Origin of the sequence: Streptomyces tendae (assembly GCF_008632955.1) — a bacterium.
Classification (GTDB): Bacteria; Actinomycetota; Actinomycetes; order Streptomycetales; family Streptomycetaceae; genus Streptomyces.
This window is the reverse complement of record NZ_CP043959.1, coordinates 1,925,462-1,949,306: the sequence shown is the minus strand read 5'-3', so window position 1 is coordinate 1,949,306 and position 23,845 is coordinate 1,925,462. Positions and strand designations below refer to the sequence as shown.

The 23,845-nt window shown below is 72.3% G+C and carries 23 protein-coding genes; 5 read left to right on the top strand and 18 right to left on the bottom strand.

Annotated elements, in window-relative coordinates:
* The first annotated feature begins 65 nt into the window (after positions 1-65).
* Entirely contained in the window at positions 66-1,070 is a 1,005-nt protein-coding gene (locus F3L20_RS09080) for a phosphatase PAP2 family protein (RefSeq protein WP_150153679.1), read from the top strand.
* Positions 1,071-1,127: 57 nt separating this feature from the next.
* Here F3L20_RS09080 and F3L20_RS09075 read toward each other — a convergent pair whose 3' ends face one another.
* Complete coding sequence (locus tag F3L20_RS09075; protein WP_024885280.1) at positions 1,128-1,343, bottom strand: I78 family peptidase inhibitor; 216 nt, start codon at positions 1,341-1,343, stop codon at positions 1,128-1,130.
* 787 nt (positions 1,344-2,130) lie between these two features.
* On the opposite strand from F3L20_RS09075, the gene F3L20_RS09070 reads away from it, so the two are divergent.
* Both F3L20_RS09070 and F3L20_RS09065 read left to right on the top strand, forming a co-directional pair.
* Positions 2,131-2,994 carry a hypothetical protein gene (locus F3L20_RS09070; RefSeq protein ID WP_150153677.1) on the top strand — a complete coding sequence of 288 codons (864 nt, stop codon included), beginning with the start codon at positions 2,131-2,133 and terminating at the stop codon, positions 2,992-2,994.
* A 256-nt stretch (positions 2,995-3,250) separates the two neighbouring features.
* On the top strand, positions 3,251-3,622 hold the full coding sequence (locus F3L20_RS09065; protein ID WP_150153675.1) for a hypothetical protein: 372 nt from the start codon (positions 3,251-3,253) through the stop codon (positions 3,620-3,622).
* Positions 3,623-3,694: 72 nt separating this feature from the next.
* Here the strand turns inward: F3L20_RS09065 and der are convergent, their stop codons facing one another.
* From der to aroH, 5 genes are all read right to left on the bottom strand, one after another.
* Positions 3,695-5,185, bottom strand: a complete 1,491-nt coding sequence (der, locus tag F3L20_RS09060; protein ID WP_024885283.1) for a ribosome biogenesis GTPase Der — start codon at positions 5,183-5,185, stop codon at positions 3,695-3,697.
* A 73-nt stretch (positions 5,186-5,258) separates the two neighbouring features.
* The gene (locus F3L20_RS09055) at positions 5,259-5,951 is read right to left on the bottom strand and encodes a lysophospholipid acyltransferase family protein (protein ID WP_150153673.1); all 693 of its coding nucleotides are present in this window, start codon (positions 5,949-5,951) and stop codon (positions 5,259-5,261) included.
* Positions 5,948-6,634 carry a (d)CMP kinase gene (gene cmk / locus F3L20_RS09050; RefSeq protein ID WP_145828116.1) on the bottom strand — a complete coding sequence of 229 codons (687 nt, stop codon included), beginning with the start codon at positions 6,632-6,634 and terminating at the stop codon, positions 5,948-5,950. Before cmk ends, F3L20_RS09055 begins: the two co-directional genes overlap by 4 nt.
* A 126-nt stretch (positions 6,635-6,760) precedes the next feature.
* The gene (locus tag F3L20_RS09045) at positions 6,761-7,846 is read right to left on the bottom strand and encodes a prephenate dehydrogenase (RefSeq protein WP_150153671.1); all 1,086 of its coding nucleotides are present in this window, start codon (positions 7,844-7,846) and stop codon (positions 6,761-6,763) included.
* The gene (aroH, locus tag F3L20_RS09040; RefSeq protein WP_150153669.1) at positions 7,843-8,205 is read right to left on the bottom strand and encodes a chorismate mutase; all 363 of its coding nucleotides are present in this window, start codon (positions 8,203-8,205) and stop codon (positions 7,843-7,845) included. Before aroH ends, F3L20_RS09045 begins: the two co-directional genes overlap by 4 nt.
* Before the next feature lie 191 nt (positions 8,206-8,396).
* Between aroH and F3L20_RS09035 the strand changes: the two genes are divergently transcribed.
* A complete protein-coding gene (locus F3L20_RS09035; RefSeq protein ID WP_150153667.1) occupies positions 8,397-8,813 on the top strand; it encodes a Rieske (2Fe-2S) protein in 417 nt (138 codons plus the stop codon).
* A 22-nt stretch (positions 8,814-8,835) separates the two neighbouring features.
* Complete coding sequence (locus F3L20_RS09030) at positions 8,836-9,579, top strand: nucleotidyltransferase domain-containing protein (protein ID WP_150153665.1); 744 nt, start codon at positions 8,836-8,838, stop codon at positions 9,577-9,579.
* Here the strand turns inward: F3L20_RS09030 and F3L20_RS09025 are convergent.
* From F3L20_RS09025 to F3L20_RS08970, 12 genes are all read right to left on the bottom strand, one after another.
* Positions 9,505-10,257, bottom strand: a complete 753-nt coding sequence (locus tag F3L20_RS09025) for a nucleotidyltransferase domain-containing protein (RefSeq protein WP_150153663.1) — start codon at positions 10,255-10,257, stop codon at positions 9,505-9,507. The two genes, F3L20_RS09030 and F3L20_RS09025, sit on opposite strands and share 75 nt — an antisense overlap.
* Positions 10,258-10,260: 3 nt before the next feature.
* Positions 10,261-11,283 (bottom strand): ADP-ribosylglycohydrolase family protein, encoded by a 1,023-nt coding sequence (locus F3L20_RS09020; protein WP_150153661.1) that lies wholly within the window; start codon positions 11,281-11,283, stop codon positions 10,261-10,263.
* Positions 11,280-12,011, bottom strand: a complete 732-nt coding sequence (locus tag F3L20_RS09015; protein ID WP_167534495.1) for an NUDIX hydrolase — start codon at positions 12,009-12,011, stop codon at positions 11,280-11,282. Before F3L20_RS09015 ends, F3L20_RS09020 begins: the two co-directional genes overlap by 4 nt.
* 57 nt (positions 12,012-12,068) lie before the next feature.
* Positions 12,069-13,184 (bottom strand): pseudouridine synthase, encoded by a 1,116-nt coding sequence (locus F3L20_RS09010; RefSeq protein ID WP_033276794.1) that lies wholly within the window; start codon positions 13,182-13,184, stop codon positions 12,069-12,071.
* Complete coding sequence (gene scpB / locus F3L20_RS09005; RefSeq protein WP_150153659.1) at positions 13,184-13,837, bottom strand: SMC-Scp complex subunit ScpB; 654 nt, start codon at positions 13,835-13,837, stop codon at positions 13,184-13,186. The genes F3L20_RS09010 and scpB overlap by 1 nt, the downstream gene beginning before the upstream one ends.
* On the bottom strand, positions 13,834-14,907 hold the full coding sequence (locus F3L20_RS09000; protein ID WP_150153657.1) for a segregation and condensation protein A: 1,074 nt from the start codon (positions 14,905-14,907) through the stop codon (positions 13,834-13,836). Before F3L20_RS09000 ends, scpB begins: the two co-directional genes overlap by 4 nt.
* 642 nt (positions 14,908-15,549) lie before the next feature.
* Positions 15,550-16,098: a hypothetical protein gene (locus F3L20_RS08995; protein WP_150157269.1), complete on the bottom strand. Its 549-nt coding sequence runs from the start codon at positions 16,096-16,098 to the stop codon at positions 15,550-15,552.
* Entirely contained in the window at positions 16,095-17,231 is a 1,137-nt protein-coding gene (locus tag F3L20_RS08990; protein ID WP_145828124.1) for a ParA family protein, read from the bottom strand. Before F3L20_RS08990 ends, F3L20_RS08995 begins: the two co-directional genes overlap by 4 nt.
* A 413-nt stretch (positions 17,232-17,644) precedes the next feature.
* Entirely contained in the window at positions 17,645-18,769 is a 1,125-nt protein-coding gene (ald, locus tag F3L20_RS08985) for an alanine dehydrogenase (protein WP_150153655.1), read from the bottom strand.
* Between the two features lie 136 nt (positions 18,770-18,905).
* Entirely contained in the window at positions 18,906-20,963 is a 2,058-nt protein-coding gene (locus F3L20_RS08980) for a tetratricopeptide repeat protein (protein WP_150153653.1), read from the bottom strand.
* 406 nt (positions 20,964-21,369) lie between these two features.
* Positions 21,370-21,996, bottom strand: a complete 627-nt coding sequence (locus tag F3L20_RS08975) for an NUDIX domain-containing protein (protein ID WP_024885299.1) — start codon at positions 21,994-21,996, stop codon at positions 21,370-21,372.
* 104 nt (positions 21,997-22,100) lie between these two features.
* A complete protein-coding gene (locus F3L20_RS08970; protein ID WP_145828127.1) occupies positions 22,101-23,768 on the bottom strand; it encodes a CTP synthase in 1,668 nt (555 codons plus the stop codon).
* Positions 23,769-23,845: the final 77 nt, after the last annotated feature.

Here is a 23,845-nt window from a genome sequence, read left to right as displayed (position 1 = left end):
ACATCGTCATCACAAAGACGCTGAATCGTCAGGGTTGCGCACTCACTCGCTGTAACGTCGATTGGGTGCGTACCGAACGGAGTCACACCCGTCTGGACCGGGTGTTCGCGAGGCTGGACCGTGAGCCGGAGCGACCGGCTCACGTCGGCATGCCGCGGATGAGCCGGCACCGGATGGTGCTCCTCGGCGCCACCCTGGCCTTCTACGGGGCGATCGTGTGGGCCGTGGTGGTCACCTCCTGGCTGGTCCGTCTGGACTGGCAGGTGATGTTCTTCCGCCCCTACCAGCAGTGGCCGGAGCTGCACGCCTTCGTCGACTACTACGTGGTGCTCGGCCAGCGCGGCCCCACCGCCGTGATGGTCGCCGCCTGGCTGGGCTGGCGCTCCTGGCGGCAGCACACCCTGCGTCCGCTGCTCGCCCTCGGTGCCTCCCTGCTGCTGCTCAACATCACCGTGGGCGCCGCCAAGTACGGCATGGGAAGACTCGGGCCGCACTACGCGACCGAGATCGGCTCGAACGAGATGTGGCTCGGCGGCGATATATTTCCCAGCGGTCACACCGCGAACGCCGTGGTGACCTGGGGCATTCTGGCCTATCTGGCCTCGACTCCGCGGGCCCGCCGCTGGCTGTCCGCACTCTCCGCGGTGACCTCCCTCGGCGTCGGCATGTCCACCGTCTACATCGGGACGCACTGGCTGAGCGACGTGCTGCTGGGCTGGGTGGCGGGCCTGCTGATCCTGTTGGCGCTGCCATGGTTCGAGCCGGTGATCACCTGGGCCGAGGCCCGCATCCTGGCCGTGCGCGACCGTCTGCGTGACCGCCGCCGCACCCCGGCCCGGGTACCCGCCCCCGCGGGCCGGCCCGTCGTGCTCAGGCCGCTCGCCGAGCGCGCCGAGACGACGGCGCACGAGACGGTCCCGGCCGGCCGCGCGGCACGGTCGCCCGTCTACCTGGCGCCCGGCCCGCACACCAGCCGCGCCGAGCGCTCCCCGGTGACGCCCGCGGGCAGCCGGCGCCCGCAGCACACGGAGCGCCACCCGCGCGGTACGACACCGGCTCCGCGCCCCTGACGGTCCGAGCACGGCGAAGGCCCCGGTCCCCTCACGGACCGGGGCCTTCGCCGTCCCTCAGCCCTTCCAGGCCCGCGCCACCCGGCCGTCCTTCACCTCGAAGTTCAGCCGACCCACGCGGTACTCCATGGTGATCACGGTCCCCGGCGCCAGTGCCCGCACCGCGGACCAGCCGCGCTCGCGCGCGAGGTGTTCGGCCCGGTCGGCGGTGAGGCCGACGTAGGCGTCCGGACTGTCCTGAGGTTCCGCGGGGGGTGTCGGAATGGGTGCCATGCGGCCACGCTATGCCCTGCTCCGCGAGCACGGAAGTCCGCACCGGAAGCCGAGGGGCCGGAACGCGCGCGGTCACACTTGTGTCACAGGATCACGACAGCGGCGTACGGACGGCCGTCACTCGAATGAGCGATTCCCTGTCACTCCCGGAACCATTCGGGTGCAATTTCCGCGCGGCGTGTCATCACCCAGGCAAACTCCGACAGGAAAGCGACGTGCCTGTATTCCGGCGTACGCCGGGGTGAATTCGCCGCCGCACCCGGTCGGCCCGCACAAGCGATGTGCACAAGACATACGCAATTCCGTCACATGGTCCGGACGCGTCGGTCGCCGCCGCTCTCGCACGGGCGATGCGATCCCCCACCCCTTCGCCCACCGCCGCGACACCGCCCGTGGCGGCGAGCGTGGCCGCGCCCGCCCCGTCCGCCGTCGGGTCGTGCGAGAGGTACCCATGTCGCACCTGGCCAGGTGATCCTCACCCGGAGCATCGGCGAATTTCGGCCACCCACTTCATTCCCTGATTTCCGGATTTGTCGACCAGGAGACCGCTTCCGCTGTGTGTCACTTCACCCCTTCAATCCCCTTGCGGGTAAGGCGAGTTGACGTTGGGGGTCGCATTCCGCACCGGCCGTGACCCCGCGCGCTGGATGGTTCGATTCCGTTCGCCGTAAGGCGTGACTCCCGCCACAGATCGCCCGTTGTCTTCTTCATGAGCCGGGGACCCACCCGGACCACGAGCCGGGAGCCACCTGGCCTCGCCACGCACCGCATCCCGAGGGAGCCACCCGTGCCGCGCATGCTCGACGTCAGCGACGAGGTACGCGCCGAGATCGGCGACGAAGAAGCAGCACGCCTGCTCGCCGGAGAGTCCGCCCCGGGCAGTTACGACTGCACCTCCTGTCGCACCCCGGGCGACTCGGCGCAGGAGCGCACCAGCACCGTCCTGTTCATCGGGGACGAGACCGCCGTGCTCGCCTTCGCCCACGCCACCTGCCTGCCCTCGCAGATCGTTCAGGTCACCGAGGAGCAGCTCCAGGGCGCCGTGCGGGCGATCGGCGGCACGGGGGCGGAGTCGCCGCAGCAGCAGTACCAGTCGCCGCAACACCCGCAGCAGCAGTACGAGGCTGTGCAGCAGACGCCGCAGGAGCCGCAGCCGCAGGCCGCGAACCTCGTGCCCGAACAGGCCGTTCTCGGGGTGACCAGCGGACTGGTGCTGCTCCAGGGCGAGTTGCACCCGGCCCTGGTGGTCGAGCCGACCGCTCCGGTCGCCCGGCCCGGGTCGCTCGGCTCCGGCGACGACTTCCTGCCGCTGCTGATCGAGCAGGGTTTCATGCCGCTGACCGAGCTGGCGGGCGTACCGCCGGTGCTGCACGGCTGGTCGGTGCTGCTCGCCGCGGGCCAGCTGCACGCCGTGCTCCAGCCGAGCCCCAACGGCGGCCGTCCGGTGGCCTGGTGGCAGGCCCACCAGCCGCTCCAGGTCACCGACGGGTGGCGGGCGGCGGCGAACAAGCACCAGCAGGTGCTGATGTTCGCCGCTCCGGTCGGTTCCATCGGGCGGCAGCCGCGGGAGGATCTGCTGCGGGACGCGTTGGACAAGGCGGCGGCCAACGGGAAGTTGGTGGCGTCGGCGCTGCCGCTCGCCGGGATCTGATCCCGGCGAGCGTGGGGCGGTGCGGGGGTGCTTCTTCGGCCGGCGGCCGGTGGGGGCTTGGCGCGCCGTTCCCCGCGCCCCTGAGGGGTGGCTCGGGCGTGCTCCTCGGCTGACCCTTCGGTGGGGGCTTGGCGCGCCGTTCCCCGCGCCCCTGAGGGGTGGCTGGTGTGCGGTCCTAGGGGGCTCCTGAGGGGCGTAACCTGCGAAAACTTGTGGGGGGCCGCATCCCTTGTGGCACGGGGTCGTTTGGACATACGTGCACGCATATGACGCTCCCCGCCGCCAGTCCCTCGCCTCGGTTCCCGCCCCCGTGCGCCCGGCGCAGGACTCCCGGAGCGGCCACTCGGCCACGCCGATCTACGACGCTCTCTACACCGAGTACGTCAAGTCCTTCCGTTCGCTGCCGGGCGACCGCAGCGGCGAGGAGGACTGGGGGTTCACCGCCTTCGGGAACATCCCCAGTACGGGCGGGTACCGGGATCACAGTCCCGGGTCCTTCACCGCGTCCCTCGCCCGGCACGCCGCCGAGCCCCCGCAGTGGCAGCGCGTGGGCGCGGTCGGCCGGGGCGGCGCCGAGATGCACCACGTGCCGGCCGGACTGCCCCCGGCCCCCCGCAGCGGCGTCTGAGGAGCACGGCAGACGGACGAAGGGGCGGTCCCGGGAACACGGGACCGCCCCTTCGCCGTGCCCGGCCGAGGGCTACTTCTTCTTGCCGCGCTTCTCGCGCACCCGCACCGAGATGTGGATCGGGGTGCCCTCGAAGCCGAACTCCTCGCGCAGCCGGCGCTCGATGAAGCGCCGGTACCCCGCCTCGATGAAGCCGGAGGCGAACAGCACGAACCGCGGCGGCTTGGTGCCCGCCTGGGTGCCGAACAGGATGCGCGGCTGCTTGCCGCCCCGCACCGGGTGCGGGTGGGCGGCGACCAGCTCGCCCAGGAAGGCGTTCAGGCGGCCCGTCGGGACCCGGGTCTCCCAGCCCGCCAGGGCCGTCTCGATCGCCGGGACGAGCTTCTCCATGTGGCGGCCGGTGAGGGCCGAGACGTTCACCCGGGGCGCCCAGGCGACCTGGCCGAGCTCGGTCTCGATCTCCCGCTCCAGGTAGTAGCGGCGTTCCTCGTCGAGGGTGTCCCACTTGTTGTACGCCAGGACGAGCGCGCGGCCCGCCTCGACCGCCATGGTGACGATGCGCTGGTCCTGGACCGAGATGGACTCGGAGCCGTCGATCAGGACGACCGCCACCTCGGCCTTCTCGACGGCGGCGGCGGTGCGCAGCGAGGCGTAGTAGTCGGCGCCCTGCTGGAGGTGGACCCGCTTGCGGATGCCCGCCGTGTCGACGAACTTCCAGGTCTTGCCGCCGAGTTCGATGATCTCGTCGACCGGGTCACGGGTGGTGCCGGCGAGTTCGTTGACGACGACCCGCTCCTCGCCCGCGACCTTGTTCAGCAGCGAGGACTTGCCGACGTTGGGCCGGCCGATCAGGGCGATCCGGCGCGGACCGCCGAGGGCGGCGCCGAACCTCTGCGCCGGGGCCTCCGGCAGCGCCTCCAGGACCTTGTCCAGCATGTCGCCGGTGCCGCGGCCGTGCAGGGCGGAGACGGGGTGCGGCTCGCCGAGGCCCAGCGACCACAGGTAGGACGCGTCCGCCTCGCCGCTCGGGCCGTCCACCTTGTTGGCGCACAGCACGACCGGCTTGCCCGCCTTGCGCAGCAGGCGGACCACGGCCTCGTCGGTGTCGGTGGCGCCGACCTTGGCGTCCACCACGAAGACGACCGCGTCGGCCGCCTCGATGGCGTACTCGGCCTGGGCGGCGACGGAGGCGTCGATGCCGAGGACGTCCTGCTCCCAGCCGCCGGTGTCGACGACCTTGAAGCGGCGGCCCGCCCACTCGGCCTCGTAGGTGACGCGGTCGCGGGTGACGCCGGGCTTGTCCTCGACGACCGCCTCGCGGCGGCCGATGATCCTGTTCACCAGGGTCGACTTGCCGACATTGGGGCGGCCGACGACGGCGAGCACCGGCAGCGGGCCGTGGCCCGCCTCCTCGATGGCGCCCTCCACGTCCTCGAGGTCGAAGCCCTCCTCCGCGGCGAGCTCCATGAACTCCGCGAACTCGGCATCGCCCAGCGCCCCGTGATCGTGCTCGTGCGCAGCGTCGTGCGCGTCCGAGCCGCCGGGCTCGATGTGGTCGTTCATGAAGTCGGTACCTCGTTCATCGTGGTGATCGGTGGACCCCCGTGGTGACGGAGATCCACTACTCAAGTGTCGCTCAGCGGCCGGTGAGACGCCTGGCGTTTTCCAGGTGGGCCGTGAGCTGCTTCTGGATGCGTGCGGTGGCCTCGTCCAGTGCCTTGCGCGTACGTCTCCCGCTGCCGCCCGCCCGTCGCCCACCACCGCCCGTATCGGAGCTTCGCGCCCCTTCGATGGCGTCGAACGGGTCGCCGAAGACGACGTCGACGCGGGAGCGCAGCGGGGGCAGCGCCTTTACCAACCGGCCGGGCCGGTCGGAACTTCCCAGGACGGCGACCGGCACGATCGGCGCCCCGCTGCGCACCGCGAAGTACGCGAGCCCGGCGCGTATCGAGGCGAAGTCGCCCTCGCCGCGGGTGCCCTCGGGGAAGATGCCGAGGACGCCGCCCTGCTCCAGGACGCCCAGCGCCCGGGCGATGGCCGTGCGGTCGGTGGAGTGCCGGTCGACCTTCAGCTGGCCGATGCCGGTCAGGAAGGGGTCGAGCGGGCCGACGAACGCCTCCTTCTTGATCAGGAAGTGCGTCGGACGGGGCGCCACGCCCATGACCATGGGGCCGTCGATGTTGTGCGAGTGGTTCACGGCGAAGATCACCGGGCCGGACGCGGGGACCCGCCAGGAGCCCAGCACGCGCGGCTTCCACAGCCCGTACATCAGGCCGACGCCGATGCGCCGCCCGACCTCGGCGCCCTGCGTCGAGGGAACGTCGGTCACTTTCCGGCCCGCTTCTCCTCGACGAGGGTGACGACACACTCGATGACCTGCTGCAGGGTCAGGTCGGTGGTGTCCACCTCGACGGCGTCGTCGGCCTTGGCGAGCGGGGAGGTCTTGCGGCTGGAGTCGGCCGCGTCCCGCTTGATCAGGGCCTCACGGGTGGTGTGCAGGTCGGCGCCCTTCAGCTCGCCGCTGCGGCGGGCGGCGCGGGCCTCCGCCGAGGCGGTGAGGAAGATCTTCAGGTCGGCGTCGGGCAGCACCGTGGTGCCGATGTCACGGCCCTCGACGACGATGCCGGTGACGGCGGAGGCGGCGATGGCGCGCTGCAGCTCGGTGATCCGGGCGCGCACCTCGGGCACCGCGCTGACGGCGCTGACCTTGGAGGTGACGTCCTGCTCGCGGATCGGGCCGGCCACGTCCACCCCGTCGACCGTGATCGTCGGGCCCGTGGGGTCGGTGCCGGAGAGAATCTCGGGCTTGCCCGCCGCGGCGGCGATCGAGGACGGGTCCGCTATGTCGATGCCGTTGGTCACCATCCACCAGGTGATCGCCCGGTACTGGGCGCCGGTGTCCAGGTAGCTCAGCCCGAGCTGCGCCGCCACGGCCTTCGACGTGCTCGACTTGCCCGTGCCGGAGGGACCGTCGATGGCGACGATCACGGGCTTGGCGGCGCCGTTTTCCACGGAGGAACACCTTCCTGGTGCGGTGGGGTGGGGTGTGCGGGGCGTGGACACGCCCCGCACCAGATTACTGGCTCCCGGGAACCCCTCCGACATGCGGACGTCCTCCCCTGCCCGGGGAGGCGGGGGTCACTGCCGGATCGCCCAGCCCCGCTCCCGCAGGGCGGCGGTGAGGACCGGGGCCGCCTTGGGTTCCACCATGAGCTGGATGAGACCGGCCTGCTGTCCGGTGGCGTGCTCGATGCGGACGTCCTCGATGTTGACGCCGGCGCGCTCGGCGTCGGCGAAGATGCGGGCGAGCTGGCCCGGCTGGTCGTCGATGAGCACGGCGACGATCTCGTAGACGCGCGGCGCGGAGCCGTGCTTGCCCGGGACGCGGACCTGGCCGGCGTTGCCGCGGCGCAGCATCTGCTCGATGCCCGTGGTGCCCTCGTGGCGCTTGTCCTCGTCGGAGGACTCCAGGGCGCGCAGGGCGCGGACGGTCTCCTCCAGATCGGCGGCGACGTCGGTGAGCAGGTCGGCGACCGGTCCGGGGTTGGCGGAGAGGATGTCGATCCACATCCGCGGGTCGGAGGCGGCGATCCGGGTCACGTCCCGGATGCCCTGCCCGCACAGGCGTACGGCGGCCTCGTCGGCGTGCTCCAGGCGGGCGGCGACCATGCTGGACACCAGGTGCGGCATGTGGGAGACAAGGGCCACGGCGCGGTCGTGGGCGTCGGCGTCCATGACGACCGGCACGGCCCGGCAGTGGGAGACCAGCTCCAGGGCGAGGTTGAGCACCTCGGTGTCGGTGTCCCGGGTGGGGGTGAGCACCCAGGGGCGGCCCTCGAAGAGGTCGCCGGTGGCGGCCAGCGGGCCGGACTTCTCCCGGCCGGACATGGGGTGGGTGCCGAGGTACGGGGTCAGGTCGAGTCCGCGTGCCTGGAGCTCGCGGCGCGGGCCGCCCTTGACGCTGGCGACGTCGATGTACCCGCGCGCCAGACCGCGCCGCATGGCGTCGGCGAGCACGTCGGCGACGTGTGCGGGCGGGGCCGCGACGATCGCGAGGTCCACGGGTCCTCCGGGCGCCTCGTCGGTGCCGGCGCCGAGGGCGGCGGCGGTGCGGGCCTGCTCCGGGTCGTGGTCGGCGAGGTGGACGGCGACGCCCCGCTGGGACAGGGCGAGGGCGGCGGACGTGCCGATCAGTCCGGTGCCGATGACGAGGGCGGTTCTCACTGGGCGATGTCCTTGCGCAGGGCGGCCGCGGCACCGAGGTACACATGGGCGACGTCGGCGCGGGGCCGGTCGGACTCGATGTGCGCGAGGAGGCGGACGACGCGGGGCATGGCGCCCTCGATGTCGAGTTCCTGGGCGCAGATCAGGGGGACGTCGACGATGCCCAGCTTGCGGGCGGCGGCGGCCGGGAAGTCGCAGTGCAGGTCGGGCGTGGCCGTGAACCAGATGCTGATCAGGTCGTCCGTGTGCAGCTCGTTGCGCTCCAGCACGGCGGTGAGCAGGGCGCCGACCTGCTCCTCCATGTGTCCGGCCTCGTCCCGCTCCAACTGGACGGCCCCCCGGACCGCGCGTACCGCCACGACGATGCTCCTTGCTGACGTGCGTAAAGACTGTTCGGTCGTCCAGCGTAGTCAGGAGCGGGCCGGACCGGTGCCGGGCGCCCGCCCGCTGAGACGGGCGATATGCCTGGTGGGTGATGTTGTGCCGGTATTGCTTCTCCTGCGCCGTATTCGGTGTCAGGATGCGGCGAGGCGATCTGGGGAGTGACGACATGACGACACGGGCGACGCGGCGCACCGTTCTGCTCGCACCGGGCGCGGCGGCGCTGACCGTGGGCTGTGGTGCGGAGGACGGCGGGGCCGGTACGCCGTCGGACACCGCGGAAGGTGAGGGGACGCCCGGGCAGGAGCTGCTGCCGGTGGCGGACGTGCCGGTGGGCGGGGGCAGGATCCTCGGAGCTGAGGAGATCGTGGTCACCCAGCCCGAGGAGGGTGAGTTCAAGGCGTTCTCGGCGGTCTGCACCCATCAGCGGTGCCTGGTCTCCGACGTCTCGGACGGCGCGATCAACTGCCCGTGTCACGGCAGCCGCTTCCGCGTCACCGACGGCTCGGTGGAGCGGGGCCCGGCGACCCGGCCACTGCCCGAGGAGCGGATCACGGTGGACGGAAATACGATCCGCCGGGCGTGATCCTCCGCGTACGCTCCCCCGCATGCGCCCCGAGAGCCTGGTGACCGACCACACGATCTACGCCTGCGTCATGGGCTCCCGTGCCTTCGGTCTGGCCATGGAGGCCAGCGACACCGACCTCCGGGGCGTGTTCCTCGCGCCCACTCCCCTGTTCTGGGGCTTCGACAAGCCGCCCACGCATGTCGAGGGACCGGCCGACGAGCAGTTCAGCTGGGAGCTGGAGCGCTTCTGCGAGCTGGCGCTGCGCGGCAACCCCAACGTCCTGGAGTGTCTGCACTCCCCGCTGGTGGAGTACGCCGACGCCACCGGGCGTGAGCTGCTGTCGCTGCGTGGCGCGTTCCTCTCCCGCAGGGTCCACGAGACGTTCGTCCGGTACGCCCACGGCCAGCGCCGCAAGCTGGACGCCGACGTCCGCGCCCACGGCGCCCCGCGCTGGAAGCACGCGATGCACCTGCTCCGCCTGCTGATGACCGCCGGCGACCTGCTCCGCACGGGCGTCCTCACGGTCGACGTGGGCGATCGCCGTGAGGAACTGCTCGAGGTGAAGCGCGGCGAGGTGCCGTGGCCTGAGGTGGAGGCCCGGATGAACCGGCTGACCGCCGAGGCCGGGCCGGCAGCGGCCCACAGCCCCCTCCCGGAGGACCCGGACCGGCGGCGGGCGGAGGCCTTCCTCGTCCGCGCCCGCCGCGCGTCAGCCCTCCAGTCGTACCCGGACGAGCAGGTCGTGCAGGGCGTCGTGTCCCCCCGGCGCGTCGGGCAGACCTGACGCGGCCTGTGCCGCGTCCAGCACCCCGTGCAGCCGCCCCACGTCCTCCCGCACCCGGTCGTGGTCGACGTCGGCGCCCCCGTGCTCCCGCTCCGCCTTGGCGTCGATCAGCTCCGGCAGGTAGGCCGGGGCCTCCGGCACCTCCCCGGCCAGCGTGGGCAGATGTGCCCGCACCTGCCCGGCCCGCATCAGGTGGATGCCGGTGAGCAGCACCCGGAAGGTGTACAGCAGCGGTTTCAGCTCGCCGGTCCTCTCGAACAGCCGCCACTGCGTGCCCGCGAACCCCCGGTAGTGGTGGGCGTGGTGGCTGGTGAGCACCCCGGGTGCCAGCGCGACCAGTTCCCGGTGGGCGTCGGTGGTGTGGACGACCAGCGGGGAGAGCAGCTGTTCCAGGACGTAGCCGTTGCGCCGCAGCATCAGGCGGACGAACTTGCGCAGGTCGTGGGTGACCAGGTCCATCTCGACGCCGTTCCGCACCCACGTCCTGGAGCGGGTCTCGTCCGGTTCGCGCAGTCCGACGAGGGAGGCGGCCGGCAGCAGGTGGGCGCCCCGCAGGTCCACGTCCGAGTCACGGGACGGGAAGCCGTACAGGTGCGCGCCGGAGACCGCGGCGAACACCACCGGATCGGGCTGCTGTGCGATCACCGGGCGCAGGTCGAGGTCGAGGGTGTCGGTCATCGCTCAAGCGTCCCAGAGCGTGCCGAGGGACAGCAGGCCGTCCCGGTACTCGATGCGGTCCGCCCAGCCGGCGGGCCAGGCGTCCGCGCCCAGGTACGCGCCGGCGAAGGCGCCCGCGAGACAGGCGATGGAGTCGGAGTCGCCGGCCGTGCAGGCGGCGCGGCGCAGGGCGGTGACGGGCTCGTCGACGAAGAGGAGGAAGCAGAGCAGGCCGGTCGCCAGGGCCTCCTCCGCGATCCAGCCCTCGCCGGTGGCCAGGCACGGGTCGGTCTCCGGCGAAACGGTCCGTACGGCCTCCTGGAGACGGCCGAGGATCTCCAGGCACTCGTCCCAGCCGCGCGCGATGAAGTGTTCCGGGGACGGGTCCTGGGCGCGGGTCCACAGGTCGCCGAGCCAGAACTCGTGGTAGCGGGTGCGGTTGTCGTAGGCGTAGGAGCGCAGCAGGCCGATCAGGCCGGTCGGTTCGGCCCCCTGGGCGAGCAGCCGTACGGCGTGCGCGGTGAGGTCGGAGGCGGCGAGCGCGGTGGGGTGCCCGTGGGTGAGGGCGGACTGCAACTGGGCGGCGCCCGCGCGCTGTTCGTCGGTGAGTCCGGGCGCCAGGCCGATCGGGGCGACGCGCATGTTGGCGCCGCAGCCCTTGGAGTGGATCTGGCTGGCGTCCTGCCAGGGCCGGTCCTCGCGGGACAGCAACTGGCACGCCTTCAGACAGGTGTTGCCCGGGGCGCGGTTGTTCTCCGGCGAGCGCCACCACTCCACGAACTCCTCGCGCACCGGCCGTTCCAGCCGCTTCGGCGTGAGCGTGCCCCGGTCCATGGCGGTGCGCAGGCCCCGCCCGAGCGCGAGGGTCATCTGCGTGTCGTCGGTGACGATCGCCGGCCGGGGCAGGTCCATCCCGCGCCAGGGACCGAACGTGGCGAGGATCGACGGGACGTCGCTGAACTCGGTGGGGAAGCCCAGTGCGTCCCCGAGGGCGAGTCCGGTGAGCGCTCCGGTCGCGGCGCGCTTGGTGACGGCGGTCGTGGTCATGCGGGACGTCCTTCCGGGGTCGGCCGGAGCAGGGGCGGGTGGAGCGCGGCGGCGGTGCCCGCGCGGTACAGCGCGGCGGGCTTGCCCCGGCCTCCGGTGAGGCGCGCGGCGCCGGGCACGGCCTCGACGAAGCCGGGGGTGGCGAGCACCTTGCGCCGGAAGTTGGGGCGGTCCAGGACCGTGCCCCAGACGGTCTCGTAGACCTGTTGGAGCTCGCCCAGGGTGAACTCGGGCGGGCAGAACGCGGTGGCGAGGCCGGTGTACTCCAGCTTGGCGCCGACCCGGTCCCGCGCGTCGGCGAGGATCCGGTCGTGGTCGAAGGCCAGGTCCCGCGCCGCGTCGTACGGCGTCCAGCGGGCCTGGGCCGCGTCACCGCCACCGTGCGCCTCCGGCGCGTCGGGCAGCAGGGCGGCGAAGGCCACGGACACCACCCGCATCCGGGGGTCCCGCTCGGGCTCGCTGTAGGTCCGCAGCTGCTCCAGATGCGGCACGGAGACGTCCGTCAGGCCGGTCTCCTCGCCCAGTTCGCGCCGGGCGGCGCGCTCCGCGGACTCGTCGGGCCGCAGGAAGCCGCCGGGCAGCGCCCAGCGCCCGGCGTACGGCTCCTGGCCGCGCTCGACGAGCAGGACGTGCAGCGTGCCCTCGCGGATCGTGAACACGGCGAGGTCGACGGTCACGGCGAAGGGCTCGAAGGCGTGCTTGTCGTAGCCGTCCGGCACGACGTCCACCCCCTTTTAATGGTCAGTACGACTATTAAAGGGGGTGGACGTGTGGGGCACAAGCCCCTAGAGGTCGACCTCCTGCATCAGCATCCCGACCTCGGTGTTCGACAGCCGCCGCAGCCAGCCCGACTTCTGGTCGCCCAGGGTGATCGGCCCGAAGGCGGTCCGCACCAGCTTGTCGACCGGGAAGCCGGCCTCCGCGAGCATGCGGCGCACGATGTGCTTGCGGCCCTCGTGCAGGGTCACCTCGACGAGGTAGTTCTTGCCGGTCTGCTCCACCACCCGGAAGTGGTCGGCGCGCGCGTAGCCGTCCTCCAGCTGGATGCCGTCCTTGAGCCGCTTGCCCAGGTCACGCGGGATGGGCCCGACGATGTGCGCGAGGTAGGTCTTCTTCACGCCGTACCGCGGGTGGGTCAGGCGGTGCGCCAGCTCACCGTGGTTGGTGAGCAGGATGACGCCCTCGGTCTCGGTGTCGAGCCGGCCGACGTGGAAGAGCCGGGTCTCCCGGTTGGTGACGTAGTCGCCGAGGCACTGGCGGCCGTCCGGGTCCTCCATCGTGGACACGACCCCGGCGGGCTTGTTCAGCGAGAAGAACTGGTACGACTGCGTGGCCACGGTCAGACCGTCGACCTTGACCTCGTCCTTCTCCGGGTCGACCCGCTTGCCCTGCTCCAGCACGATCTCGCCGTTGACCTCGACGCGCGCCTGCTCGATCAGCTCCTCGCAGGCCCGCCGGGAGCCGTAGCCGGCCCGCGCGAGCACCTTCTGCAGGCGCTCGCCCTCCTGCTCGGCGCCCGGGAAGGTCTTGGGCAGCTTGACGTCCTTCCTGCCCGCGTACCGCTCCCGGTTGCGCTCCTCGGCCCGCGCCTCGTACTCGCGGGACGTCGCCGGGACCGAGCGGCCCCGCTGCAGGGGCTTCTTAGGCCCGCCCTTGGCGCCTCCGCGCGCTCCGGGCCCACGGCCCGACTTGGGTCCCTCCTGGGAGGCACCGGGGCCCACGTCGTAGCGCCGCTCCTCCGGGCGCGGCTTCTTCGGACGACCGCCCTGCCGGTCATCACGGTTGTTGCCGGCACCGCGGTGGTTACCGCGGCCACCGCCGCTCCCGCCGCGGCCGCCGCTGTTGCCACCACGGCTCCCGCCGTTGTTTCCGCTGCTGTTCCTGCCGCTGCTGCTTCGCATCAAAGTTCCGTCTTGTCGTCTGCGTCCTCGGAATCCGGGGCGTCCGGATCGAACGACGGGACCCCTTCCAGTGTCTCGGCCTCGATCGCCTCCGCCTCCGGGAGGAAGGGCGCGAGCTCCGGGAGCTCGTCCAGGCCGCGCAGGCCCATCCGCTCCAGGAAGTAGTTCGTCGTCGTGTACAGGATCGCACCTGTTTCGGGTTCCGTGCCCGCCTCCTCGATCAGACCCCGTTGCAGGAGGGTCCGCATCACGCCGTCGCAGTTGACTCCGCGCACCGCGGAGACCCTGCTGCGGCTGACCGGCTGCCGGTAGGCGACGACCGCGAGGGTCTCCAGGGCGGCCTGGGTGAGCCGGGCCTGCTGCCCGTCCAGGACGAAGCCCTCGACGGCCGCGGCGTACTCGGGGCGGGTGTAGAAACGCCAGCCGCCCGCGACCCGGCGCAGCTCGAAGCCGCGTCCCTGGACGGTGTACTCGTCGGCCAGCTCGGCCAGGGCGTCGGCGACCTGCCGCCGGGGGCGCTCCAGGATCTTCGCCAGGTGCTCCTCGGTCGCGGGCTCGTCCACGACCATCAGCACGGCCTCCAGGGCGGGCTTCAGGTCGAGTTCCGCGACGCCGCCCGTCCCGGCGGGGGCGCCGCTCGTGTCCTCGCTCACGGTGTCCTCTCCTCCTGCGGCGGCTCGGGGGGCCGGTCGAACTCGTCGGTCACCGCGGGTACGGCGTCCCCGTCGCCGCCGGTCCAGCGCACGGTCAGCTCGCCCAGCGCGGTCTCCTGGTCGAGGGCGACGGCCTTCTCCCGGTACAGCTCCAGCAGGGCGAGGAAGCGGGCCACGACGGTCAGGGTGTCGTCCGTGTCCTCGACGAGGTCCCGGAAGCTCGCCTCGCCGAGCTCCTTGAGCCGCTCGACGACGATCCCGGCCTGCTCCTGCACGCTGACCAGCGGGGCGTGGATGTGGTCCACGTACACCTGCGGCCTGGGCTTGGGCTGCATGGCCTTGACGGCCAGCCTGGCGAAGCCCTCGGGGCCGATGCTGATGACCACGTCGGGCAGCAGCTCGGCGTGGTGCGGTTCGAGTCCGACGGTACGGGGGAAGCGGCGGGCCTCGTCGTCGAGCCGCCCGCTGAAGATGTCGGCGATCCGCTTGTACGCGCGGTACTGCAGCAGCCGGGCGAACAGCAGGTCCCGGGCCTCCAGGAGCGCGAGGTCGGCCTCGTCCTCCACCTCGGCGGCGGGGAGCAGCCGCGCCGCCTTCAGGTCGAGCAGCGTGGCGGCCACGACGAGGAACTCGGTCGTCTCGTCGAGGTCCCAGTCCGGCCCGAGGGCCCGGATGTACGCCATGAACTCGTCGGTCACCTTGGACAGCGCGACCTCGGTGACGTCCAGCTTGTGCTTGGCGATCAGCTGCAACAGCAGATCGAACGGCCCCTCGAAGTTGGCCAGCCGGACCTTGAACCGCCCGTCGCCGGCCTCCGCCTCGGCACCGTCCTCAGGTGCCCCGTGGGCCTCCCCGGCGCCGCCCGGCGCAGAAGCAGCCTCCTCGGCCGCGGCAGCACCCCTGAACGGCGTCCGTCGTCCTTCGCCGGACACCTCCGTCACACCGCCGCCCCCACCCGACGCGGGCACACCCGTCCGGTCGGCGGCAGCGCCCTCGGGCCGCGCGGCGGACACGGCGGGACCCACGGCCGTCGGGCCCTGCGCGCCCGCACGCTCGGAGCCCGCAACCACGCCCCAGGGCGCACCCGGCGCGGCAGCCGGAACCGACGGCGGTCGGGGTGTCGCGGCCCCGCCGTCGGCCGCCTGCCGCGCCTCGGAAGGCGCTCCCGGCGGGGCGGTAGGAGGCGTGCCGGCGCGGCCGGAACGCGCAGCCTCGTCATCGCGCACCTGCCGCGCGTCGGCAGGGACGGCCTGCGCGGGCGCCACCCCGTGCTGGGCGACCCCCAAGTCAAGGTGCTCAGCGGCCGGAACCGACGGCGGTCGGGGTGTCGCCGCCCCGCCGTCAGGCGCCCACTGCCGGCCGGCCTCCGCACCCGGCGCGTCCGCGCTCTCGTGACCCACAGCCGGGTCAGCGGGCACCCGCAGCCCGTCGGTGAAGGCGCCGTAAGCGGCAGCCCGCCCGGACCGGGCGGCTGCCGGGTCGCGGGGCTCGATGGCCGGGGCCGACGGCGGCCGGGGCGATCCGGCCGCGTCGGCGGCGGAGGTGTCCTGTGCGGCAGTCGGGGCGGTCGGGGCGGTCGAGCCCGCCCTGTCCTCGGAAGCAGCGTCCCGCGCAGCGGCCGAGGCCGCGGCGTCCGGGCCGCGGCCGAGGGCACGGCGGCGGGGCGCGGAGGCGGCTGCGTCGTTCGAGGTCATGGCCCCCGCAGGCTACCGCTACCGTCCCCGCAGGCGTCGTACGAGGATGCTGGCGTCCCCCCGGCTCTCCAGGTCCGCGAGGACCACGGCGACCGCCTCGCGGACGATCCGGCCGCGGTCGACGGCGAGACCGTGCTCACCGCGCAGCACGAGGCGGGCGTGCTCCAGATCCATCAGCTCTTCCGCGGACACGTACACGGTGATCTTCTCGTCATGCCGCTCACGTCCGCTGGGCCGCCGTGCCGCGGCCCGTCCCCGCTTGCGCGGGGCCGCGGCGGCCGCACCGTCCGGCGCCGCCGCCGAGCGGCGCCCTGCGCCCGAGGCGCCCCGGCTGTGGGACTCCCCGGCCTCGGCCGGTTCCGCGTCCGCCGCGGCGTGCTCGGTGCCCTCGCCGTCGCCGCCCTGTACGGGCACCGACTGCGGCGCGTCCTCGTGGGCGGCCGCGGCCGCGTCGCCCTCCCCCGCGGGAGCGGGGACCCGGGCGTCGCCGCCGCGCCTGGGGGTGGACGCCTGAAGCGCCATCCCCCCTGTCGTACGGAAGAGTTCGTCGGCCCCCGGCAGACTCACTCGGCGTGACACCGGGCGAGCACCTCCCTGGCGAGCTGGCGATATGCGGCGGCACCGACGGAGTTGGACGCGTACGTGGTGATCGGCTCACCGGCGACCGTGGTCTCCGGGAAGCGGACCGTGCGCCCGATGACCGTGTGGTAGACGTGGTCGTCGAACGCCTCGACCACCCGCGCGAGCACCTCACGGCTGTGCACCGTGCGCGAGTCGTACATGGTGGCGAGGATGCCGTCGAGCTCCAGCTCCGGGTTGAGCCGCTCCTGGACCTTCTCGATCGTCTCGGTCAGCAGGGCCACACCGCGCAGCGCGAAGAACTCGCACTCCAGCGGCACGATCACCTTGTGCGCCGCGGTGAGCGCGTTGACCGTGAGCAGGCCGAGCGAGGGCTGGCAGTCGATGACGATGTAGTCGTAGTCGTCCATCAGCGGCTTCAGCGCCCGCTGCAGCGTCGACTCGCGCGCGACCTCGCTCACCAGTTGGACCTCGGCCGCCGACAGGTCGATGTTGCTGGGCAGCAGGTCCATGTTGGGGACCGCCGTCTTCAGCAGCACCTCGTCGGCCGCCATGCCCCGCTCCATGAGCAGGTTGTAGACGGTGAGGTCGAGTTCCATCGGGTTGACGCCGAGTCCGACCGACAGCGCGCCCTGCGGGTCGAAGTCGACGAGCAGCACCCGGCGTCCGTACTCCGCGAGCGCGGCACCCAGGTTGATGGTCGACGTGGTCTTGCCGACGCCGCCCTTCTGGTTGCACATCGCGATGATCTTCGCGGGGCCGTGGTCGGTCAGCGGGCCCGGGATCGGGAAGTACGGCAGCGGGCGCCCGGTCGGGCCGATGCGCTCACGGCGCTGCCGTGCCGCGTCGGGCGCGAGCGTGGCCGCGTACTCCGGATCGGGCTCGTACTCGGCGTCGGGGTCGTAGAAGTGCCCCTCGGGCAGTTCGTCGTAGTCGGCGAAATGGTTGTGGGGCGCGCCACTTCCGTCGCCGGCCATGGCGTTCACGTGATGGCCATCCATGCTCTGGTGTGCTGGGTGAGTCACCCCTGGAGTCCGGTGACTCTGGTGGGCTGCGAAGGTGCGCACAGCGACGGAGCCGACAGCAGCGAATCCCGCGGACCCCTGGCCCGGCGCAGGCATTCCTGGTTGACCACCCCCGGGAGTAAATGTCGACTCATTCACAAGTCGTCTTACCTCCTTGGTGACCAGGAAACTTCTAGACAGGTCAGCGTGGCACCATGCCGACGGTTGGCGACTCTATGGCGTGTCGGCCGTCCGCAGCAACACAATCCGCCGGACCCGGCCCGATGTGTCGGCAATGAAACATCCCTCTGTCAAGGGCGTACGGCCGTCGCACGGCAGGTTTCACGGGTGTGCGAATCGGTAGAACGGTTACGTTCGAGGCGAGTTGCCCCTGAACCAGGACGTGACCATACACACATCCGGCCGGACCTTGGCGGGCAAGGTCCGGCCTGGTGCGAGGCGTTGACGTCCGAAGTTGACGTATCGCCTTTGCGACTCCGTGACTTGGTCGACTTACCGTCCCGGACGGGTCAGCCGAGCAGCGAGGCGAGCTCCACGTGCTCCAGTCCGTGCGCCTCGGCGACCTCGCGGTAAACGACCTTGCCGTCATGCGTGTTGAGACCCTTGGCGAGCGCCGGATCCCGGCGCAGCGCCTCCACCCAGCCGCGGTTGGCGAGTTCGACGATGTACGGCAGCGTGGCGTTGGTGAGCGCGTAGGTCGAGGTGTTGGGCACCGCGCCGGGCATGTTGGCGACGCAGTAGAAGACCGACTCGTGGACCTTGAAGGTCGGCTCGGCGTGCGTGGTCGGGCGGGAGTCCTCGAAGCAGCCGCCCTGGTCGATCGCGATGTCGACAAGGACACTTCCGGCCTTCATCCGGGAGACCAGCTCGTTGGTGACCAGCTTCGGCGCCTTGGCGCCCGGGACCAGCACCGCGCCGATCACGAGGTCGGCCTCCAGGCAGGCCTTCTCCAGCTCGAAGGAGTTGGAGACGACGGTCTGGATGCGCGTGCCGAAGACCTTGTCGGCCTCCTTGAGCTTGTTGATGTCCTTGTCGAGCAGGGTGACGTGGAAGCCCATGCCGATGGCGATCTGCGCGGCGTTCCAGCCGGAGACGCCGGCGCCGATGACGACCGCGCGGCCGGCCAGCACACCGGGGACGCCGCCGGGCAGCACCCCGCGGCCGCCGTGGGCGCGCATCAGGTGGTAGGCGCCGACCTGGGTGGAGAGCCGGCCCGCGACCTCGGACATCGGGGCGAGCAGCGGCAGCGCCCGGCTGGGCAGCTCGACGGTCTCGTAGGCGATGGCGGTGGTGCCGGACTCCAGGAGGGCGTCCGTGCACTCCTTGGACGCGGCCAGGTGCAGGTAGGTGAAGAGGGTCTGGTCCTTGCGCAGGCGGTGGTACTCCTCCGCGACCGGCTCCTTGACCTTCAGCAGCAGGTCGGCGGCGGCCCAGACCTCGTCGGCGGTGTCCAGGATCTGCCCGCCCGCGGCGATGTACTCGCCGTCCGGGATCGAGGAGCCGACACCGGCGCCGCGCTCGATGACGACCTGGTGGCCGTGGCGCACGAGCTCGTGCACGCCGGCGGGGGTGATGGCCACCCGGAACTCGTTGTTCTTGACCTCGCGGGGGATGCCGACCTTCACGTGGATCACGGTCCTTGGCTCAGAGGGTATGGGGATATCACTACACATACCCGGGCACGCACGGGCACACCGGGAGAGACCGCAGGAGATGGTGCGGCAGAGCCAGTTTAATGAAGGTGTTCCTGCTGTCTAGCCTTCCATTGCATCAATCTTCTGCGGAAGTGCTACGGATTTCGCAGGCGTTAGCGCCGTGTTCCGGTTCGGAGTCGCTCTCCGGGGCCTCTTCGGCCAGCATGTGCTCCGCCGTCGTGCGGTGCAGCGCGGCGGAGGCGGAGTCGCCGAGCCGCTCGAAGGAGTCGGCCAGACGCAGGTGCAGCGCGGCCTGCAGCCGGGTGTCCTCGGCCCGGCGCGCCCACTCCACGGCCTCCCGGCAGGTGCGCAGCGACTCCTCCAGCCGGCCCGCGTACTCCTGCACCCGGGCCAGTTCGCTCAACGCCCGCGCCTGTGCGGCCACGTCGCCGTCCCGGCGGTGTCCGGCGACGGCCGCGCGCCAGTCGCGCAGCGCCTCGCCGTAGCGGCCCGCGTACGTGTGGGCGGCGCCGATGCGTCCGTAGAGCCGGGCGGCCTCGGGGCCCTCGCCCCGGGCGAGCCGCTCGGCGAGGGCGCGGCCGAACCAGTCCGCCGCCCGGTCGTAGTCCCCGAGGTCCAGGTGCGCGCCGCCTACGGATTCCATCGCGCGGCCGGTGGCGTAGGGGTCGTTCGCCTCGCGTCCGGCGTCCAGAGCGGCCCGGTACCGCACCAGCGCCTCCGCCGTACGGCCGGTGCGCGCGTCGAGGTCGCCGAGGTTCAGCAGCGCGGCGGCGCGCTCCCGGGGGAGGTTCCGGCGCTCGGCCACGTCGAGGACCAGGTTGTGGACGTCGTAGAGGTCGCCGGCGGCGGCCCGGGTACCGCAGTGGGCGACCATGGCCCGCACCAGCTGGGACATCAGCCGCCGGGCCAGGGTGTCCAGCTCCCCGTCGGCGACCGCGAGCCGGGCGCAGGCCAGCAGGGCGGGCCGGCGCAGCCGCAGCCAGTCGGCGGCGGCTCGAGGGCTGGGGAAGCGCAGCGGGGGCGGCAGGGCGAGGAGCTTCTCGCGGGCCTCGGGGCTGTCGGTCTCGGTGATGGCGCGGCAGGACTGCAGCAGCCGCACGGTGCGCTCCAGCATGCGGGCGCGGGCCAGCTGCAGCTCTGCGGGCCGCTCGTGGTCGGCGGCGAGCCGGCCCAGCTCGCCGTGCAGGCAGCCGGGCACCCGGTACTGCGGCACCGAGGAGCCCACCGAGTGCAGCAGGCCGTGGGCGGCGAAGTCGTCCAGGGTCGTGTGCGCGGCCTCCACCGAGCAGCCGGCGAGCGCGGCGGCGGTGTGCGGGTCGGCCAGTCCGGCCGGGGCGAGGGCGAGCAGGCGCAGGGTGCGGGCGGCGGCCTGCGGCAACGAGTCGTGCACCAGGCGCAGCAGCCGGGCGACGACGGGCTCGGCGCCGGGATCGGTGTGCAGCTGCTTGGCGAGGTCGGCGACGGCGGCCTTGGGGCGGGCGGCGAGCCAGCCGCCGGCCAGCACGAGCGCGGCCGGCTGGCCCTGGCACTGCTCGGCGAGGCGCTCGGCGGCGCGCGGGTCGACGGTGATGCGCACGGACCCGGTGAACCGGGACAGCAGTTCCACGCCGGACTTGGTGTCGAGGCCGCCCAGGGTGCAGGGGCGGACGTCGGCGATGCCGGTGAGCGGGCCGGAGGAGACGGTGACGGCGAGGCAGTCGGGGTTGTCCGGGAGCAGGGCGTCGACCTGCCCGGCGTCGGCGGCGTCGTCGAGCAGCAGCACCGCGCGGCGGTCGGCCAGGGCGGTGCGCAGCGCCTCGGCGAGCTCGTCCTCGGGGGCGCCGGCGGGGGCGGGCTCGTCCAGCGCCTCCAGCAGTTCGCGCGCGGCGCGCCCGACCGGTACGGGCGTTCCGTCGGGTTCGCTGAGCCGGACGCGCAGTACCCCGTCGGGGTAACGGCCGGTGACCCGGCGGACCAGTTCCTCGGCGAGGGCCGACCGGCCGGAGCCGGGCCGGCCCGCGATGAGGAGCACCCGCGCGCGGGGGGCCTTACGGCCGGAGAGGGTGTCGAGTCCCGCTCGCTCGATGTCGGCGAGCAGTTCCTTCAACTCCCTGGTACGGCCCAGGAATCGACCTTCCGGGGCAGCGTCCCGAGGGAGCCGCACACCGTCCGGGTCCACCGCCTGATCCGTCACGGGCCACACTCCCGTCCCACCGCACGCGCAAGCCCGCCGGGTCTCCGGTTCGGGCGTTTTCCAGAGCCTAGTTCACGCTCTGCGACGTTCCGTGAGGAGCGCGGCACGGAGGACGAGACTCCCTCGATCGGATCAACAGATCGTAGGAGTTACGCCCCGACGGGTGTGACTGGTGGGACGGCTTCACGTCGTGTGCGGCTCGACGAGCCGTCGGACAGTTCCACGTCACGTGGGCCCGACGAGCCCCCGAACGTCTTCACGCCCCGACGGGCTTCAGCCCCGGACGGCCAATGCCCCCGGACGGCCACTGTCCCGCCGGACGGCCGACCTCGGACGGCCGCGTGCCGCGACGGACCGCAGCCGCCGGACGGCGACGTACCCGACCGGCTTCAGCCGCCGGTCGGCGTCACGCCTCGAACGGCCGGGCCGGCCACGGCGCCTCCGCCGGGCGCAGCGCGTCCAGGCCGTCACCGGCGCGGGCGGCGACCAGGGACAGCGCGCCCACCACCAGGCAGTTGTTGTGCAGGTCACCGGCCAGCACCCCGCGCACCAGCTCGTCGACGGGGACCCGGGACAGCTCCATGTCGGCCTCCTCGTCCTCCACCGCGAAGCGGTCGCCCTCGGCCTCCGACAGCCCGCGGGCCAGGAAGATCCGTACGGCCTCGTCGCAGCCGCCGGGCGTGGTGTAGACGTCGGCCAGCACCCGCCAGTCCTCCGCCTTGACGTGCGCCTCCTCGTACAGCTCGCGCTGGGCCGCGTGCAGCGGGTTCTCGCCGGGGACGTCGAGCAGCCCGGCCGGGATCTCCCACAGCTTCTGGCGCACCGGGTGCCGGTACTGGCGCAGCACCACGACCCGGTCGGCGTCGTCGAGGGCGAGGACGGCCACGGAACCCGGGTGGACCTGGTAGTCGCGGCTGACCACGGCGCCCCCGGGCATGACGACCTCGTCCGTGCGGACCGACGTCTTCTTGCCCGTGAAGGGGGTCTTCGTCCCGCGGATCTCCCACTCCTCCGGAGTGTCCTTGATCGTCATGCCTGTCCTTCCGAAGTGAAGCGGTCCTGCCGTGGCCCGCGGAAAAGCGGCCGGGGCGCGAACCGTTGAAGATTCGCACCCCGGCAACCGTACAACTGGGCGTGTTACTTCGAGATCTTCCGCTCGACCGCGGCCTTCACCAGTCCGGCGAAGAGGGGGTGCGGGCGGGTCGGACGCGACCGCAGCTCCGGGTGCGCCTGGGTGGCGACCAGGTAGGGGTGGACGTCACGCGGGTACTCGACGTACTCGACGAGCTTGCCGTCGGGCGAGGTGCCGGAGAAGACCAGACCCGCCTTCTTCTCCAGCTCCGCGCGGTAGGCGTTGTTCACCTCGTAGCGGTGCCGGTGGCGCTCCTCGACGTACTCCTTGCCGTCGTACACCTCGCGCACGATGGAGCCCTCGGCCAGCTTGGCCGGGTACATGCCGAGCCGCATGGTGCCGCCCATGTCGCCCTCACCGGCGACGATGTCGAGCTGCTCGGCCATGGTGGAGATCACCGGGTGGGAGGTGGCCGGGTCGAACTCGGTGGAGTTGGCGTCGGAGATGTCCGCCAGGCTCCGCGCGGCCTCGATCACGATGCACTGCAGGCCGAGGCACAGGCCCAGCAGCGGGATGCCGTTCTCGCGGGCGAACTTGATCGCGCCGACCTTGCCCAGCACACCGCGGTCGCCGAAGCCGCCGGGGATGCAGATGCCGTCGACGTCACCGAGCTGCGCCTGGGCGCCCGCCGGGGTCTTGCAGTCGTCGGAGGTGACCCACTTGATCTTCACGCGGGCCTTGTTGGCGAAGCCGCCGGCGCGCAGCGCCTCGGTGACCGAGAGGTAGGCGTCCGGCAGGTCGATGTACTTGCCGACCAGGGCCAGGGTGATCTCGTGGTCGGGGTTGTGGACGCGGTCCAGCAGGTCGTCCCAGGTCGTCCAGTCGACGTCACGGAAGGGCAGGTCCAGCTTGCGGACCACGTAGGCGTCCAGGCCCTCGCCGTGCACGGTCTTCGGGATGTCGTAGATGGAGCGGGCGTCGGGGCAGGCGACCACGGCGGCCTCGTCGACGTCGCACATCAGCGAGATCTTGCGCTTGATCGCGGTGGGCACCTCGCGGTCGCAGCGCAGCACGATGGCGTCCGGCTGGATACCGATGTTGCGCAGCGCCGCCACCGAGTGCTGGGTCGGCTTGGTCTTCAGCTCGCCGGAGGGACCGATGTAGGGCAGGAGAGAGATGTGGACCACGAACACGTTGTCGCGGCCGACCTCGTGCCGCACCTGGCGGACCGTCTCCAGGAAGGGCAGCGACTCGATGTCGCCGACCGTGCCGCCGACCTCGGTGATCACGACGTCGACCTCGTCGGTCGCCATGCGCCGGATGCGGTGCTTGATCTCGTTGGTGATGTGCGGGATGACCTGCACGGTGTCGCCCAGGTACTCGCCACGCCGCTCCTTGGCGATGACCGTGGAGTAGACCTGGCCCGTGGTGACGTTGGCGGAGCCGTCCAGGTCGCGGTCGAGGAAGCGCTCGTAGTGGCCGATGTCCAGGTCGGTCTCGGCGCCGTCGTTGGTGACGAACACCTCACCGTGCTGGAAGGGGTTCATCGTGCCGGGGTCGACGTTGAGGTACGGGTCGAGCTTCTGCATCACCACGCGCAGACCGCGGGCCTTGAGCAGCATGCCGAGGCTGGAGGCGGTCAGGCCCTTGCCGAGAGAGGAGGCGACACCCCCGGTGACGAAGATGTGCTTGGTCGTCGAAGCTGTGCTGTTTCGAAAAGCAGCGGGCGGCATGGCCAAAGGGGGGCTCCCGTGGTCGCGGTCTGTGGGTGCGGTTCCGGGGTTTCTCGCCCACCGGTCCACGGGCTACC